12 protein-coding genes are annotated in these 17,764 nt (G+C 54.4%); 8 read left to right on the forward strand and 4 right to left on the reverse strand.

The features are described 5' to 3' along the window. The first annotated feature begins 96 nt into the window (after positions 1–96). From M1D70_RS21430 to M1D70_RS21455, 6 genes are all read left to right on the forward strand, one after another. Complete coding sequence (locus tag M1D70_RS21430) at positions 97–990, forward strand: helix-turn-helix domain-containing protein (protein WP_456287883.1); 894 nt, start codon at positions 97–99, stop codon at positions 988–990. A gap of 215 nt (positions 991–1,205) precedes the next feature. Further along, positions 1,206–2,171 (forward strand): carbohydrate ABC transporter permease, encoded by a 966-nt coding sequence (locus M1D70_RS21435; protein ID WP_009589829.1) that lies wholly within the window; start codon positions 1,206–1,208, stop codon positions 2,169–2,171. Further along, entirely contained in the window at positions 2,168–3,004 is an 837-nt protein-coding gene (locus tag M1D70_RS21440) for a carbohydrate ABC transporter permease (protein WP_009589859.1), read from the forward strand. The genes M1D70_RS21435 and M1D70_RS21440 overlap by 4 nt, the downstream gene beginning before the upstream one ends. Positions 3,005–3,168: 164 nt before the next feature. Then, the gene (locus M1D70_RS21445; RefSeq protein WP_456287884.1) at positions 3,169–4,956 is read left to right on the forward strand and encodes a cache domain-containing sensor histidine kinase; all 1,788 of its coding nucleotides are present in this window, start codon (positions 3,169–3,171) and stop codon (positions 4,954–4,956) included. Then, the gene (locus M1D70_RS21450; RefSeq protein WP_456287885.1) at positions 4,931–6,550 is read left to right on the forward strand and encodes a response regulator transcription factor; all 1,620 of its coding nucleotides are present in this window, start codon (positions 4,931–4,933) and stop codon (positions 6,548–6,550) included. The genes M1D70_RS21445 and M1D70_RS21450 overlap by 26 nt, the downstream gene beginning before the upstream one ends. A gap of 162 nt (positions 6,551–6,712) precedes the next feature. Continuing rightward, on the forward strand, positions 6,713–8,002 hold the full coding sequence (locus M1D70_RS21455; protein WP_456287886.1) for an ABC transporter substrate-binding protein: 1,290 nt from the start codon (positions 6,713–6,715) through the stop codon (positions 8,000–8,002). Positions 8,003–8,201: 199 nt separating this feature from the next. Here the strand turns inward: M1D70_RS21455 and M1D70_RS21460 are convergent, their stop codons facing one another. The 4 genes from M1D70_RS21460 to M1D70_RS21475 all read right to left on the reverse strand — a co-directional run bounded on the left by M1D70_RS21460 (position 8,202) and on the right by M1D70_RS21475 (position 15,505). After that, a complete protein-coding gene (locus tag M1D70_RS21460; RefSeq protein WP_456287887.1) occupies positions 8,202–10,313 on the reverse strand; it encodes an alpha-galactosidase in 2,112 nt (703 codons plus the stop codon). Positions 10,314–10,414: 101 nt separating this feature from the next. Further along, positions 10,415–12,028 carry an ABC transporter substrate-binding protein gene (locus M1D70_RS21465; RefSeq protein WP_456287888.1) on the reverse strand — a complete coding sequence of 538 codons (1,614 nt, stop codon included), beginning with the start codon at positions 12,026–12,028 and terminating at the stop codon, positions 10,415–10,417. A gap of 122 nt (positions 12,029–12,150) precedes the next feature. Next, complete coding sequence (locus M1D70_RS21470) at positions 12,151–13,986, reverse strand: cache domain-containing sensor histidine kinase (RefSeq protein ID WP_456287889.1); 1,836 nt, start codon at positions 13,984–13,986, stop codon at positions 12,151–12,153. Further along, positions 13,964–15,505 (reverse strand): response regulator transcription factor, encoded by a 1,542-nt coding sequence (locus M1D70_RS21475; protein ID WP_456287890.1) that lies wholly within the window; start codon positions 15,503–15,505, stop codon positions 13,964–13,966. The genes M1D70_RS21470 and M1D70_RS21475 overlap by 23 nt, the downstream gene beginning before the upstream one ends. 174 nt (positions 15,506–15,679) lie before the next feature. On the opposite strand from M1D70_RS21475, the gene M1D70_RS21480 reads away from it, so the two are divergent. Together M1D70_RS21480 and M1D70_RS21485 are read left to right on the forward strand one after the other, a co-directional pair. After that, entirely contained in the window at positions 15,680–16,657 is a 978-nt protein-coding gene (locus M1D70_RS21480; protein WP_456287891.1) for an ABC transporter permease, read from the forward strand. 19 nt (positions 16,658–16,676) lie between these two features. Further along, positions 16,677–17,570 (forward strand): carbohydrate ABC transporter permease, encoded by an 894-nt coding sequence (locus M1D70_RS21485; RefSeq protein WP_251497519.1) that lies wholly within the window; start codon positions 16,677–16,679, stop codon positions 17,568–17,570. Positions 17,571–17,764 lie beyond the last annotated feature (194 nt).

Here is a 17,764-nt window from a genome sequence, read left to right on the forward strand (position 1 = left end):
AGCCATTGACGATATCATGTTCATGATGGATTATATTCTGATTATCTTGCCCTCCATCAGGTTGACAAGGCTGCCGTCCCGATTCATAGTAAAGCTATGGATACCATACGAAAACCAGACGGATTCGAGTCCCAGAAAATCATTGTCCTCCCGGATCATATTATGAAGGAGGCTGCCCACCATCCGCTTGTTGAACCGCTGCACATAACCGACATCGGATACTTTCCGCGTGCGCTTCATCACTACAGGGAACGCCCGGAGGGCAGTGGCGCGTACATCTTAATCTACTGCGTGGAGGGGGAAGGCTGGTACCGGTTGAACGGCGGCAAAACCTATTCTCTGCTCAAGGGGCAGGCGGTTGTCATCCCGCCGGATACGCCGCATGAATATGCTTCATCGGAGTTTCATCCCTGGAGCATTTACTGGTGGCACATGAAAGGGACGCATGCAGGTTTATTGTTCGAGGGCTTTACCGGCGCAGCCGAACCCGCCATCGTTCCGGTCGACCAGTCAAGGAGCATCGTGGAGTTGTTTCAGGAAAGTTACGAGTTGCTGCAAAAAGGGTATACGCTGAACCATATCATCCATGTCTCGCAGCTCGCCGGCCACTTGGCGGCCGTCATCCGCCTCGCCCGGCTCCAACCGCAGCGGGGGCTGGATCAGCATAACAATCATGACATGGAGCAGACGCTTCGGTTCATGACCGAGCATCTGGAGGGCCATGTGAGCCTGAAGGAGCTGGCGGCCTACGCCAATCTGTCCATCCCGCACTTCACCTTCCGGTTCAAGGAAGCGACGGGCTACTCCCCCATCGATTACTATCTGCGGCTCAAAATCCAGCGAGCCTGCCAGCATCTGGACCTGACCGGCCAGAGCGTCAAGGAGATCAGCCACCGTCTCGGCTTCCAGGACCCCTACTACTTCTCGCGGCTGTTCAAAAAAATCATGGGAAAATCCCCTTCCGAATACCGAGATACCCGGAAGGGGTAGGCCCCTTATTGCCTCTTAGCTGCAGCGCGTTATTCGTAACGTCGCTGCTTGTTCTTTTCCGGCGTCGTTTCCTCGAAGGGACCATGCCCCTGCACTTTCTCCCGAACTCGCTCCTTAATCATTCAATAATGAAAGAATTTGTGCATCTTTCGCCTACAGGCCCGATTTCCATCAGGATACAATGGGAGCTATCAATAGGCGAGAGGTGATTAATCATGAATGCACAAACGGTACAGTCGTCGGACAAGGCCGGACTGTACAAGGGCATGAAAGCGGTTGCCAAAACACTCAAAGGGCGCTGGAACGCGCCGATAGCCGGCTACCTGTTCATCGCCCCCTGGCTGCTGGGCTTTCTTATTTTACAGCTGTGGCCCATTATCCAGTCCTTCTATCTATCCTTCACCGAGTATTCGCTGCTGGAGCCGGCCCGCTGGATCGGGCTCGAGAACTACCAGGATATCGCTCAAGACCGGCTCTTCTTCAATTCGCTGAAGGTGACATTTCTGTACGTGATCGCTTCCGTGCCGCTGAAACTGCTGGTCGCGCTGGTTGTAGCCCTGCTGCTGAACCGGAACATCCGGGGCATATCCTTCTACCGGACGATCATTTACCTGCCTTCCCTGATCGGCGGAAGCTTGGCGGTGGCCGTGCTATGGCGCAATATTTTCGGCCTGAACGGCTTCATTAATCAGCTCGCGATATGGGTCGGAATCGCCCCCAAAAACTGGATCGGCACCCCCTCCACCGCCCTCGGCACCCTGGTGCTGCTGACGGCCTGGCAGTTCGGTTCATCGATGATTATTTTCCTTGCCGGTCTTAAACAAATCCCAAGCGAGCTGTATGAGGCGGCCTCCGTGGACGGGGCCTCACCGCTCCGCAAGTTCATCCGGATTACCTTGCCCATGTTATCCCCGGTCATCCTGTTTAATCTGATCATGGGCATCATCAACGCATTCCAAATGTTCACTTCGGCTTTTGTGGTCACGAATGGAGGACCGGTCAATTCAACCGAGATGTTTGCCCTGTTCCTGTACAACAAAGCCTTCGGATCACTGCAGATGGGCTATGCCTCGGCCTTGGCCTGGATACTGCTCGTGATCATCGGCATCGCCACGGCGCTTAATTTTATCGCATCCAAATACTGGGTCTTCTACGAAACCGAAACGGAGGGCCGCAAATGACAGGTGCTCATAAAAAACAAAACTGGCTGGTCCACGTGCTGATGATCGCATTCTGTTTTGTGATGTTTTATCCCGTGCTTTGGTGGATCGGCGCCTCCTTCAAATCAACGCCGGAAATCAGTCTACCCACTCTGTTCCCCAAAGTATGGTTGTGGCAAAATTATACGGAAGGCTGGATGGCGCTGCCCAAGTATACCTTTACACGCTTCTTTATGAACAGCCTCAAGCTCAACGTGGCGACCACGATTTTACACGTCATTTCAGCCAGCCTGGTGGCTTTCGGCTTCGCGAGACTGTCCTTTCCGCTGAAGGGGTTATGGTTTTCCATCCTATTGATGACCCTGATGCTTCCGGGACAAGTCACGCTCATCCCGCAGTATACGATGTTCCATTCCTTCGACTGGATCAATACGTATCTGCCGTTGATCGTCCCGTCGGCCATGGGCGGAGCGTTCTTTATTTTCCTGATTGTCCAGTTCATCCGCGGCATTCCGCGGGAGCTTGACGAGTCGGCAAAAATCGACGGCTGCACCTGGTTCGGCATTTATCTGCGCATCATCATGCCGCTGACCCTGCCGGCACTCATCACGGTTACGATTTTCTCGTTTATTTGGGGCTGGGACGAATACTTTGGGCCTCTGATTTATCTGAACACCGTGGACAAGTATACCGTCCCGCTCGCGCTCAGGATGTTCATCGACTCCCAGTCGGCCGTTCCGTGGGGGCAGCTGCTTGCCGTATCCCTGCTCTCCGTTCTGCCGCCGGTGATCATTTTCTTTCTGGCGCAAAAGCATTTCGTGGAAGGGATCGCCACATCCGGGCTGAAAGGTTAAGGTTCAGAGCGGTAAACGGATAGCTGTGCCGCGTTATTTCCAGCTCTTCTTCAGGTAACGGTTAAGCCGGACAATCGCGATCATCCGGCTTCCGCCATCATGGGCATTGAGGCAGCATTGCGAAATGCTGTGTCCTCATGGCTTCCAAAGGAAGGGGAAAACGCATGAATCCGTTTCGCACGTTCCGCATCGATTACGTTTTTTTCTTCAGCTTTGCCGGTTTTATCGCGATCCTCATCACGATTATGATGATTGTCAGCTATCGGTTCTCAGCAGATGAGCAGGCGGACAGCGCCTCCAAGTACCAACAGGCGGTGCTGCAGCAGCTCAACAAACAGCTTACCGACCAGATGAGCGCTGTGGAGCAAACCTCGCTCGCCGTGTCCATCAACTCGCCTCTGGTCAACTATGTAACGATGAAAGGAGATTATTATGAACGCAAGACGGCCAGGGACGAGCTGAACCGGGATTATTTGGCGCCGATGCTGAACAGCTCGCGCTCGATGTTTTCCTTTCAGATTTATATGAGCGATCCGCTTCAGGTCGATCCCAACGCCAACATTCAGTACCTCCCGCTCGCCTCGGCCAGCCGGGAGAGCTGGTATCCGGCCGTCGACAAATCCGATTTTCTCTGGATCGGCCAGCGGGAGGTCGGTTCGCCGCAGGGAAAGCAGCAGGTGATCAGCTTTGTCCGTAAAATCACAACGCTGGACGGTGTGAACCGGGGAATTCTGATCATCAATGTCCGGGTTAAATTTCTGCGGGAAATTCTGACGGAAGACAACTCCTCGGCCAGCCGGCTGCTGCTCGACTCCGGCGGCCGGATGATCATGCACACCCGGATTGCTCCGCCGCCCGGGGAAATCAATGCCATCCTGGAGCGGGTCAGCGGGGACACCGGCCATGCGCATCAGCTGCTGGCCGCCGCCGGCTCACTGCCGGAGAAGAACATGCTTACCGTGTGGTCCCGGACGTCCCCGGGCAGCTGGATGCTGGTGGAGCTTACGCCCTGGAAGGAAATCACCAGCGGGAGTGTCCGCCTGGCGTGGACAATGGCCGTGGTGGGAGCCGCCGCCATTCTGCTGTCCCTATTCTTCACGTTGTTCCTTTCCCGGAATTTCACACGCCCGATCCGGAGGCTGGTTCAGCTGATGCAGGCGTTCAATCCAGGGAAGCGCGGGCAGCCGCTGCCGACGGAATACCGCAACGAATTCGGCAGCCTGTTCAGCGGCTACCGCAAGCTCACCGAGCGGATCGAAACGCTGTATCAGTCGCTGGAGCAGCAGTATAAAGCGCAGCGCGAAGCGGAGATTAAGGCGCTTCAAGCGATGATTAACCCTCATTTTCTCTACAACACCCTGGATCAGCTGAACTGGATGGCGCTTGAAGCCGGCCAGGAGAAGATCAGCCGCGTGCTCGAGCTGATGGGGCAGATGTTTCGCATCGGCCTGTCGGGCGGCGAATCCATGATTCCGATTCAGGAAGAGCTTCTGCATGTTGATTGCTATCTGAGAATCCAACAGTTCAAGTGGGGCGAAGGATTGGAATGGCACATCGATTGCCCGAAGGAAGTACAGCATCTGATGATTCCGAAGCTGACCCTGCAGCCCTTTGTGGAAAATGCCATTATGCATGGTTTTCATGGCAAACGCCAGGGCCGGATCCATCTGACTTGTGCGGTAGAAGACCGAGGCATCCGGATATGGATTCGGGACGACGGCATCGGGCTGCGTAAAGACTGGAAATCGCGAAAACGCCATCCGACGGGCGGATACGGCATCCGCAACGTCACCGAGCGCATTCAGGTTTTTTTCGGCCCGCCCTTTGGCGTTTCGCTTCGCAACCGTACCGATGCGCCAGGCACCGAAGCGGAGATCTATTGGCCCAAGCTGAATCAGCAGCGCAATCACGAAGGGGGAAGAATACATGTGGACCATCGCAATCGTGGATGACGACCGGCAAGTGCTCGGCGGCATGTCCCGGCTGATCCCTTGGGAGCAGCTCGGAGTAAGGCCCGCCGGGGAGGCCATGGATGGCGAAGAAGGACTGAGGCTGATTGAAGCAAGCCAACCCGACATCGTCATCACGGATATTTATATGCCGGTCATGAACGGCCTCGACATGATCGAACAGCTCCGTAAGCAGCAGTACACCGGCAAAATCATCATTTTGAGCGGGTACTCGGATTTTGACTACGCTCGTAAAGCGCTGCGGCTGCAGGTCGACGATTATTTGCCCAAGCCGGCCTCACCGACCACGATCCGCGAGGTGCTGCAGCGCGTCACCCGCGAGCTTGCGGAGCGCCGCGCGCTGGAAGACAGGGAGCGGGAGCTTCAAAACCAACTCATGGAGTATGAGCCGTATCTGGAAAGGGAATGGGTCAAATCTGTCCTCACCGGAGGGACTTCCTCCCCGTTGACGGATCCCTCCCGTATGCTGGAGCGGCTCGGGTGGAAGAATGCTCAATTTATGATGCTGGCCTTGGAAATCAAGCGGCAGGGACGCATGGAAGGCATCTCCGTCCGGGATTGGCACCTGTTCCGTTTCGCCGTAGGCAACACGGTGGAGGAGCTGGCCGGGCAGGACGGGCTGCGCAGCTATTTCCTGGAGCTGCATAGTCACCATATGGCACTGCTGCTGTATAAGCCCCTCTCCTGGCCGACGGAAGCGTTCCGCTCGGAAGTTCTGGCGCTGGCAGGGCGAATCATTTCGTCCGTGCATCGATTCCTCAAGGTCAAGCTGCACATCGGCGCCGGTCTTCGCAAGGACGACTGGCTTGCCATCTCCGACTCCACCGAAGAAGCGTTTCAAGCGCTCGCCGAGCGTCGCGAACCGGATGTCGCCCTTCCCTGTGTCTACGTATATAACGAAGGCGGCTTCCGGCATACGGCACCCCGGAACGTGCGGCCGGTGCGATTTTTCCAGGAGATGACCGACGCCGTGCGGACCTTTGACGAGCCCAGAGCGCTGCTGGCGCTGGACGACTTCTTCCGCAAGGACGGCGGCGCGGCTCAGCTCCAGCCCGACGAGCTTGCCGCCATCGGAACGCAGCTGTTCGCCATCCTCTCCTTTACCCTGTACGAGTCCGGCATCCGGCTCGACGATGAGATATCTCTTACCGAATTGACCAAAGAACTGGGGCAATTGGAAGATGCCCGGCAGTGGAAGGCATGGGTAGCGGAAAAAGTGAACCGAATCTGTTCGCGTTACACGCCGAATGAAAACCTCAAGCATAAGGAAACGGTCGATTATATCATCCAATACATTCATGAGCATTACGCCGAGAACATCCATCTTCAGGATGTGGCCGACCAGGTCTATATCTCCAAAAACTATCTCAGCACCTTATTCCGCCAGTTTACAGGTGAAACCTTTGGCGATTATCTAACCAGGGTGCGAATGGAAAAAGCCAAGAGCATGGTTCTCGAGAAAAAGCTGCTGATCGCCGAAATCGCCGAGCGGGTCGGTTATCGGAATGTTCCCTACTTTACCACCCTGTTCAAAAAGCATACCGGACGCAGTCCCACCGAGTTCCACAAAGCCTAAACGGATGGTCCCGTTTACTCCTGGCGACTGAGCATCTCGCCCCCCTTCATTCGATCATCGTAAAATACTGAAATGATTTGTTGATTTGTCCCCTACGAGCAGGACCCTGGACTTGGTACGGTAAAGGAAGAAGATCAGTTACTTAAGGGAGGTTCATTTCCAATGAGAAAATCATGGCACCGTCTCGCCGCCGGCGCTGCGGCTGTGCTGTCACTGTCCCTGGTTCTTTCCGCCTGCAGCGGGATCAAGAAAGAAGAAACCGGATCTGCGGTGTCGGGAGACGGCAAATCCATCAAGCTCCGAATCATGTGGTGGGGCTCTCAGGCCCGGCATGACGCAACTCTGAAAGCGCTTGATCTGTACTCTGAAAAGCACCCGGGTATCTCGTTCGAACCGGAGTATCAGTCGTTCGACGGGTATCAAGACAAGCTGTCGACCCAGTCCGCGGGGAAAAACACGCCGGATATTTTCCAAATGGATGCTGCCTGGTTCAACGATTGGGCGTCCAGCGGACGGCTGGACGATCTCTCCTCCATTCCGGCGGACCATATCGATAAGGTGCTGCTCGAGACAGGCACCTACCAGGGCAAGCTGTACGCAATGCCGCTTGGCAACAACGCCTGGGGCATGGTCTACAACAAGACGATGATGGACAGCCTCGGCGTTCAGCCGCCGAAGACATGGGACGAATTTTTCGCCATGGCGCGCGACCTGAAGCCGAAGCTGGCTAAGGACCAATACCTCACGCGGGACCTGACCGCGGATGGCGCATTCTACATGTCGTATCAGCTGAGCATGGGCAAGGGCTTCTCCATGAGCAAGGACGGAAAATTCCATTATGACGAGGCTACCTGGAAGGATTGGATGAACAAATGGGTGGAGCTGCGCAAGGACCAACTCGTAACACCCCCTGACGTGACCGTGTCGGATAAAGCGCAGGACGCGCAAATGGACCTGCTCATCCAGGAAAAGATTCTGCTTCGGGGCGCGCATGCCGCGGAATTCGGCGGAACGGATGCCTTAAAACCCGGCGTCATGGCGTTAACGACCCAGCCGAGGGGAACGCAGGCCGGCGGCTGGCTGAAAGCCTCCATGTACTGGAGCGTCAGCCCCAACAGCCAATATAAAGAAGAAGCGAAGGAGTTCATCGACTGGTTTGTCAACAGCGAGGAAGCCGGAGAAATTTTGGGCACTTCGCGGGGGATTCCGGTCAACAAAACCGTAGCCGATGCACTCCAGCCCAAATTTACGGACGTTGATAAAAGCTCCCTCGGCCTGATCAACGAGGTGTCCAAGGACGGGGCCGCGTTTGACCCCGGCCCCGGGAATAAGGGCGGCTGGGCCAACTTCACGAAGGAATACGATAACATCACGCAGTCGATCATGTTCGGTAAAATCAGCATCGACGAAGGCTGGGACCAGATTGTCAAATTGAGCAAAAGCCTGGAGTAATTCATGCCGCAAAGCTGTTATTTTTGTTTGGATAGAACCGCCACGCGGAAGCGGTGGCACCAAAAAGCACCTGAAAGTATCGGGTGCTTTTTCTCGCGATCTAATATCATGCATAACATTGAAGTTAACATGGAAGGCAACGGCAAAAAAACGCCGCATTGTCTATTAGACAACGCGGCGCTTTCTATTTTAGGATATCTTATCCCTGTTTCAGAATGCGATACACCAAGCTGTCAAAATCCCCGCGCAGCGGCAGCTCAACGCCGATGTTCATGAGTGCCCTGCCGCTCCACGTACCTTCAAGCCCCTCGATGCCATACGACTGATCGGCTTGCAGTCCGGTCAGACGCAGTCGCGGCAGCGGTTCGCCCAGCTTCTGGCTGTGCAGGAACGCAAACAGCACGTTGTCGCTGCCGTCTTCGCTGCCGTACTGCACAGCCGTTACGCCTTTATGCCGAATCGAGTCCAAGCGATACTGACTGCCGAACTGAACCAGATGGCGAATGGATTTATACTGCGCCACATATTCGGCCGATTCCGCAATCAGCTCATCGCTCCACTCATTCAGGTTGGAGCCGATGCCAAGCGTTCCCATCATGGCGCTGTGGAAGCGGTATTTGAGGGAGACCTGTCGGCGATTCATCCCTGTCGGCGACTCCGTCACCCAGCAGGTCATCATCCGCGGAGCATACGTGTACGAGAAGCCCTCCTGAATGCTGAGGCGGTCAAAGGCATCCGTGTTATCGCTCGGCCAGGATTGGTCGGCATACCGGAAGATGCCAAGATCGATGCGCGCTCCGCCGCCGGCGCAGGTTTCAAACGCCACATGCGGGAACTTGCGCCGCAGCTCCGCCCAAATCTCGTACAGGCTCTGAACGTGGCGAATCCAGATTTCCTTCTGACGGTGAAGCGGATGATCCTTCATGCCGGGTTCGGTCACCGTCCGGTTCATGTCCCATTTAATGAACTTGATGTCATGCTGCTCCAGCAGGTCGGTCATAAACTGCAAAATGTAAGCCTTAACCTCCGGCTTCGAAATGTTCAGCAGCAGCTGATTGCGAAGCTCCGAGCGCTCCCGCGTCTCGAAATGGTACACCCAATCCGGGTGCTCCCGGTACAGGTCGCTGTCCGGATTAACGGCCTCCGGCTCTACCCAAATGCCGAAATCCATACCCAGTTCATGCACCCGGTTAATCAGCTCGCCCAGACCGTTCGGGAACTTCTCCCGGTTCACGAACCAATCGCCTAGCCCGGCGCGATCATGGTTGCGCCCGCCGAACCACCCGTCGTCCACAACGAACAATTCCACACCCAAACGCGCGGCTCTTTCGGCCAAAGCCATTTGATCCTTGGCATTGACATCGAAGTATGTTGCCTCCCAAGAGTTATACAGGACAGGTCTCGCTTCGCGGCCCGGCAGAACATCCGAATATTGATAGCGATGCAGCTGTCGGCTCATCCCGCCAAAGCCCCCGCTGCTGTATCCCCCGACGAAGCTTGGCGTATCGAAGGCTTCTCCCGCTCCCAGCACCCACTCGCTGTCGAAATCGTTGATGCCTCCGGTCACCCGAACATGCTCGAACACCGTCCGCTCGGCCGTGATCTTCCAGTTCCCGCTCCAGGCCAGCGCGCCGAACCATACCTGTCCCGCCGACTCCGTGGCATGTCCGTCATCCATCGCAAACCAAGGGTTAGCGTGGCTGTCCGTAAAGCCCCTGCGGGATTCCAGCACCTTCTTTCCTTCGGTGAGAAAGGTGCTGCGCAGCTGAAATTCGCCGGACCATTTCCCCGTCACGTGTGTGAGACGGTAATCCGCCAGATAGGGGATGACCCATGCCGCGGATTGCACATTTTCCAGCACGATATCCGCCTCGCCGCGGTTGACGATCCGGGCCGAACGTTCGATCAGGTCGGACTCGGGAATCGCCCGGTAGGACAGCTCCACTTCCAGCGGATACGCTTCATCCTTCATGACGATGACCAGCGTCTCCCTGCCTTCCGTCTGCAGCGTGCGGTGCCCGGCATAACGAACCGCCAAGTCGCGCACGCCATCCGGCATGCGGACCTTCAGGCTGGGCTCGCTGTATTTGACGCCGCCCCAGAAGCTGTATTCCTCCACCTCCGAATGGACTTCCGCGTCAAACGAGCTGTGCGATCTGGGCCCCAGCAGCGGCGCCGCGTCTTCGATCGCGATGGACTCTCCCCAGTATAGATGCTGCAGGTTGCCGCTGTCGTTGATGCCGAACAGATAGGAGCTGTTATCGGTTTGTATCGCAAACACGCGAAACTGTTCTTGGTATTGAATGGTCACAGAATATCATCCTTCCGATTCGTGTTGATCTGGTTTATGCCTGCGCAAGAAAAAAAGGAGGAGTCAAAAGACGAAGCATCTTTTGACTCCCCTTGGTCAGATTATTTGCCCCACAGCTCTTGACGTTTGTTGAAGTTGTCCGTATAGATCTTTTCCAGCTTGGCCAGGCCAGCCGCCTCGATCTCGGCCATCATCTGGTTATAGGATTCCACCACTTGGTCCTCGGACGGCGACAGGGCCATCTTCAGGAAATATTTATTGATGGTGTCGTTCACCTTCGTTTCCATAATGGCTTCCGGCGTTCCGCCAGCCGGACCCAGATTGTCATACGGTGCCGTATCAAACGACGTATCGGCCAGGTTCTTGATCGCCAGATCCGTGACCGGATCGGTCTGGTAACGGCCCATCAGGTCATACGGGGTTCCGTCCTCGCCGGGACCGTTCTTGATCATCCAGGTCCACTTGCGAATGCCCGTCGTACGGGAAGCTTCATCCCAATTCTTCTTGAAGGCGTCCAGCACTTCTTGTCTTGGCACATGCTTGCCGTCCTTCATGTCCCAATGCTCGCCCTCTACTCCCCACATCAGCAGATACTGGCCTTCCTCGCTGGCCAGAAAATCCAGCAGCTTCATCGTACGCACCGGATCCTTGTTGGAGCGGCTGATCGCGACGCCGTCCCAACCCAGAGAGCTCTTCGGTCCGTAAGTGGCCTCTTCCGGCTTCACGCCCGGGGCCAGCACTTTATATTGGTAGAACTGACGCTCGTCCTCGGTAGCCTTATCGGCTGCCTCGGTTTTGAGCAGCGCATTCGCATTTCCCACATTCCAGAGCGCTTCCGCCGTGGCGAACACGTTGCCGTTGCCCAGCTTCTGCTCGAACTGCTTGGTCTTCATCGTTGCCCATTCCTTATCGAGCAGGCCTTTGCGGTACAGGGAGTTCAGAAACTTGACCATTTCGAGATAATGCGGATCGCGGACGTCCTTCTTCAGCTCCCCGTTCGTTTCGTAATACGGCATCATGCCGTACATGCCCTTGAAGCTGCCGGTCACGGCTCCGACGTTCTCGCCGTTGAGCGTCATCGGAATGCTTTCTTTGCCGTCGATGGTCGGATATTTCTCCTTGAACTTGACGAGCAGCTGCTCAAATTCCTCCGCGGTAAACGGCTCGCCGTTGTTCACTTTATCGCCGACGCCCAGCTCCTTCATGATGTCCATGCGCATCATGAAGCCGAACACCGGGTACTGCTCCAAGCCGTACCAGTTGGAGAAATAATAATTGTTGCCGTCCTCGCTTCGGGTTTTGGCAAGCGTGTCGCCGTACATTTTTTTGATATTCGGTCCGTGCTCTTCGATCAGATCATTCAGCGGAATCACCGCGCCGGAGGTAATATACTTGTTCATGATATCGCTTCCACGACTCATCAAAATAACGTCCGGAAGATCGCCGCTGGCCAGCATCAGATTCAGCTTCTCGACCGGATTGCCCGTAGGCTGCTGGATCTCGACGGTGACGCCCGTCTTTTCCGTTATCACTTTAGCGACCGGATTCGTAAAGGCATCCCCCGTGTTTTGGTCAAACCAGGTTAACGTGATCGGCGCATTGCTGTCCGTCTCCGTGCCGCTGTCTCCGCCCGATGCCGCCTTCTGGTTGCCGCCGCAAGCCGAAAGCGTTGTCATAACGAGCGCTGCTGCCAGAATCAATTTTAGTTTCTTCATTCCCTGAACCCCTTTCTAAGGTCGTCATATTCATGTGCTCGAATATATCTATCATTGTAAAAATCGGGAGTTCATTGATCTATAACGCAATCTTACAATCCATGATGCAAAATGTCTTTCATTCAAGGTAACGCCTGCTGCGGGTCCCGTTCGTTTGCAGGATGCCTATCGGAGATTACAGGTATCCGAATGGTCACCGCGGTTCCGATGCCGAGCCGGCTGAAGATGCTGACGCCATATTCTTCCCCGTAGGTCAGCTTGATCCGGTCATCCACGTTCTTCACGCCGTAGCCCGACAGATTATCCGATTTGTTCAGCGCGTGATCGAGCTGTTCGGGCTTCATCCCGATACCGTCGTCGATGACCTGGAGCAAGATATCGTCCCCCTCCTGCCTGAGCTTCACGTTAATGTTGATTCCCGATTCGTCCCCTATGGCATGATTGATGCAGTTCTCGATGAAGGGCTGCAGAATCAGCTTGATCGTTGTGTTCCCGAACAGCTGCTCATCCAGGTCGTAATGCATATGAAGCTTGTCCCGGAACCGGATCTTCTGGATCGCGACATAATTCTTCACCAGATTGATTTCCTGCTCCAGCAGAATGATGCGTTTTCCTTTGTTCAGCGACACCCGGTAATACTTGGCCAAATAATTGACCATCTGGTACACCTGCATAGCCCCTTCTTTGATTGCCAGAGAAGAGATCGAGGACAAGGTGTTGTATAGAAAATGGGGGTTGATCTGGGCCTGGAGCGTATTCAGCTCCGACTCCTTCCTTGCAATCTCCTTTACGTATACGTCATGGATCAGGGATTGTATCGTCGAGGCCATCTTATTGAACGCAAAAGACACCTGACCGATCTCGTCATGCCCCATCGGCTTAATCGACAGCCGGAAATCCCCACGCTCCACCTTCCGGATCTGCTGCAGCAGCACCTCGATGCGCTTGGTCATGACCTTGGTCGTAAAATAAAGCAGCAGGATGGCCATGCCAATCGCCAGCACGGAGAACCAGATGACGTTCTTGGTCGCCTGATTCGCATTGGCCAGCAGCTCGTCGTAGGGCACGGTGATGACCGTGGACCAGCCGTTGCTGAGCTTTTTATACGTAAAAAAACGCTCCTGGCCGTTAATCTTCATATCGAATGAGCCTGCATCCTGGGTCATCCGCTCCTGAATCGGAAACACGTCGAACAGCTGGTTCGATTGGAGGTTCTGATCCCCCGTGCTGATCACGCCGCCAAACTCGTCGATAATATAGACGCTTTTGTTGTCGTTCTCCATTTTGATCAGGGAATAGAATTCGTTTGCGTTAATGTCCATAGTCAAAATCCCGTACGGATGCTGCAGGCTGAAATAGCTTAATGAACGGGCAATGGTGATATGTGCATCATTGGCCCTGAAATCCTCGGAATGAAAGTACACCGTACTGCCGGCGGCATCCAGCACCTGTTCCTCCATCGCCGAAGGCATCTCTTCCGTATATTTGACGTATTGGCCGTCGGAATAGAGGGTATGGTTCCCCGTATAAATCGTGATGCCCAGAATGTTGGCATTCAGGGTCATCAGGGACGGCAGCGTCCGGTTGATATATTGGAAGGCATCCAGATAATAGTACGCCTGCTCATAATCGGTAGACAGATAATTGCGGAGCTGCGCATCCATGTAGAGGATGTTTGACAGCTGATTGTAATACTCCAGCCGCTTCTCCACGTTGGTGTTAATCTGTGCCAGCGATCCGCCTAGCGCCGTATACGTATGCTCCGTAATCGTGCTGCGCGTCGAAGAATACGAATAATAGATCAGCAGCGAGAACGGAAGGATGATGACGATCAGAAAGATGAAAAAGAACTTGTGCCGGAGCCGCCAATTGGTGTATGCGCGTAAGTGCGCGAATGGGAAAGCCCCTGCCAGACGGCTCCACGGGCCAGACGGGCTAGATGTTTTTGCGGTATTCATTCGGCGTAACTCCTTGGCTTTTTAAGAATAAGGAAATGAAGTAGGATGTGCTCTCATAACCAACCCTTTGGGCGATGTCCTGCACTTTGAGCGAATCGTCGGCCAGCAGCTCCTTGGCTTTGTTCAGCCGAATTCTCGTTAGATAATCATGGATCGTCATGCCAGTTTTCTCCTTAAAGATGGAACGCAGGTAGTTGGGAGACAGATACACCTGATCGGACAAGCTGTTGATCGTGATGGCCTGGTGATAGGTCTGGTCGATCGTCGTGCGCACCTGATGCACCAGCCTTGCATTTTTGTCCATGAACCGGTGTTCCAACGTCCGAATCGCATGCCCGGCAAAATCCATGATGATTGCTTCGATTTCAATCATGGTTCGGCACTGATAGATGGCATGGTAAAGCTCCGCCCGCTTGTGGCTCTCCGTGATCGGCTCGTGGATCCCCTCCAGCAGACGCTCCACCAGTCCGATGGCAAAGTCGCACACTTCGGTTTTTCGGATTCGCAGCATCACCAGCCGGTTGAAATAATCCCGCAGCTTCTGCGCGGCCTGCTCGGATGCCAGCTGATGAATGTCCTCGAAATAGGCCGTCTCTTGGAAAGGAGGAATTTGCCGGCTCTCCAGCTGCCGCAACACGTCCTTGGCATAGATGACTCTCCCGTTCCCGACATAAAACATCTCCTCCAGCATCAGCCGCGTCTCCCGGTATAAATCCTGAATGCGGGACAGCTCTTCCGGCTCCTCGTTCACGGCCGCGGTCATCGTAAAGCCCAGCGCATCCTGCATCTGCTTCAGCAGATCCTCCCACGTAAAGCGGCTCAGATGACTGGCAGCATCCATGAAGATGCCCAGCTCGCCTTCCCGGCAGACGACCAGATCCGCCTCCAGCTTCTTGTCCGCAAGCCACTCCTCCATATGCGTCTGCAGACGCGCCATGCCATCCTCGAGGGACAGCCCCGGCTGTGCAGCGTGCGGAGCATCGAGGCCGAGCAGCGTAAGGGTATACGTTCTCGGCTCCGTATGGCGGGACAGCTTATGGTAGCTGGCAGCGAGGTTTCGGAATCGCTCCTCGTTCTGCTCGAACATCATCTCTCGTACAATATTGGATTTGGTCCCGCGAATGGAGCGGTTCTTCATCCGCACTTCCTCGCAGCGCCGTTTGACTTTATCGATAACGCTTACAATTTCGCTCAGATCCAGCGGCTTCAGTAAATAGCCGACGGCTCCCACGTTTAGGGCCGACTTCACATAATTGAATTCATCGTGTCCGGTCAGGAAGACGAACTGAATCCAGTCGAATAACTCACTCACCCGTTTCGCCATATCGAGCCCGTTCATGACGGGCATCTGGACGTCCGTCAGTACAATATCGGGCTGAATCACCTCGATCTTCTCCAGGGCATCCCTGCCGTTCAGGGCTGTTCCGGCCACATATATCCCCATCTCTTCCCAACGAATATAATCTCGGATCATCTCAAGCTCTAGCTCTTCGTCATCAACGAGAAAAATGCTATACATGCTCATACCCCCTGTGTCGGCTTTATCCCTTAATATTATAGCGATTTCGTTATTTTAACTATGGGAACAAGCAATGTAAGTTATTTTCAAGCATCGATCGTTACATTGTCATATCGACACTCATTTTTTCGGAGTCTTATAATTTGAGTTAACTTGAGATGCGAGGTGCCCCATATGAAACCTGCTACAACCTTACAGACGCGGAGTGACTTGAACTTGAGTCCTCATCGAAAAAGCCGCTGGGCCATGCTGAAGCAGCAGAAGTATCTATTCCTGATGATGCTGCCCGGACTGATCTGGGCCGTTGTGTTTGCGTATACGCCCATGGTTGGTCTATACATGTCCTTCGTCAATTACCAGCCGACGCTCGGCGGTTTCTGGTCGACCCTGTTTTCGAGCGAGTTCGTCGGCCTGGAATGGTTCCGTTACTTCTTCAACAACGGCGACTTCTGGATCGTCATGCGAAATACGCTGGCCTCCACGCTGATCACGCTTCTCTTCTCTTTTCCGATGCCGATCCTGATCGCCATCGCGATTAATGAGATCAAGAATGTGAAGTTCAAAAAGACGGTGCAAACCGCCTCCTATCTTCCCTATTTCATATCCTGGGTTATCGCGGCCAACATCATCGTGACCCTGCTCTCCTCGGACGGCGCGATTAACGGCATATTGAAATTCCTACACATTACCGATGAAAGCGTTTTATTCCTGCAGAACGGCAAGTATTTCTGGTGGATCGTTGCGCTCGGCAATACGTGGAAGGATATGGGCTACAGCTCGATCATGTATTTGGCCGCCATCTCGTCCATCAACCAGGAGCTCTATGAAGCGGCCAAGGTCGACGGCGCCAACCGTTTTAAGCAGATCCGGTACATCACCCTGCCCCACCTGAAACCAACGATTGTCATTTTGCTGATCCTGGCGCTTGGCGGCATCCTGAACGCGGGCTTCGACCAGCACTTCCTGCTCGGCAATGACCTGACGCGGGATTACTCCGACGTCCTGTCCACCTATTCGTTCCGCTACGGTATTCAGAACGGCATGTTCTCCTATGCGGCAGCCGTCGGCATGTTCAGCTCCGTGGTGGCGTTCATCATCGTAGTTATCGTCAACTATACGGCGAAGAAACTGAACGGGCAGTCCCTATTCTAAACTATAAGGAGGTACATCCATGTTAAGCAAAAAAACCGTGCCCGAGCGTATCTTCGATGCCTCTTTATACCTGTTCCTGACCGGCATCTTCCTCGTCACCTTCTATCCGTTCTGGAACATCCTGGTCATCTCCTTGAACGATGCGACCGATACGATGCGGGGCAATCTGTACTTCTGGCCGCGCGTGCCAACCATCGAGAGCTACCTGACCATCTTCCGGAACCCGGAAATCTGGAGCGCCATTAAGATTACCGTGCTGCGTACCATCGTCGGGACGGCGGCATCCATCTTTTTCATCACGCTGCTCGCTTATCCGCTCAGCAAGCGCAATCTGCTCGGATGGAAATACTTCTCCTTCTTCTTTGTGTTCACGATGTATTTCGGTGGCGGGCTGATTCCAACGTATATGATCATCAAATCCCTGGGGCTGATCGACTCCTTCTGGGTTTATATCTTCCCTGGCTTAATCGGCGTGTTCCTGATGATTCTGGTGCGCACCTTCATGGAGCAGATCCCCGGCGAAATTGAGGAATCCTCCAAAATCGACGGCGCGAACGACCTGCAGACGTTCTTCCGCATCATCATGCCCCTGTGCGTGCCGGTGCTCGCGACGATCGGCCTGTTCCTGGCCATCGGCCATTGGAACTCCTGGTATGACTCCTATGTGTATACCTACAAGCCGGAGCTCAAGACCCTGCAGGCCGTCCTGGTCAAAATCCTCAACCAATTCCAGACTGCCGGCATGATGTCCGATGCCCAGCAGCTGGCGCAGGGCTCCAAGCGGATCCCGGTTTCCAGCGAAAGCATCCGGATGGCGGTGACCATGGTCGCTACGCTGCCGATCATTATGGTGTATCCTTTTGTGCAAAGGTATTTTGTGAAGGGGATTATGATGGGGGCTATCAAGAGTTAGATATAATTTTTCTCTGTCAGAATAAGCGGTGAAAAAGATTGGGGCGTCCAAGCGATTGGATGATTCATAGACTTAAAAATTACGAGGAATTGTCATCTCCACATCCATGGGTAGATGAAGTTACTCCTAGTTGCTCCATCAAAGAACAACAAAGAAACCGACTTTGGAAATGGCTGCTCGACACCATTTTTACC

Source organism: Paenibacillus sp. AK002, from assembly GCF_053903045.1.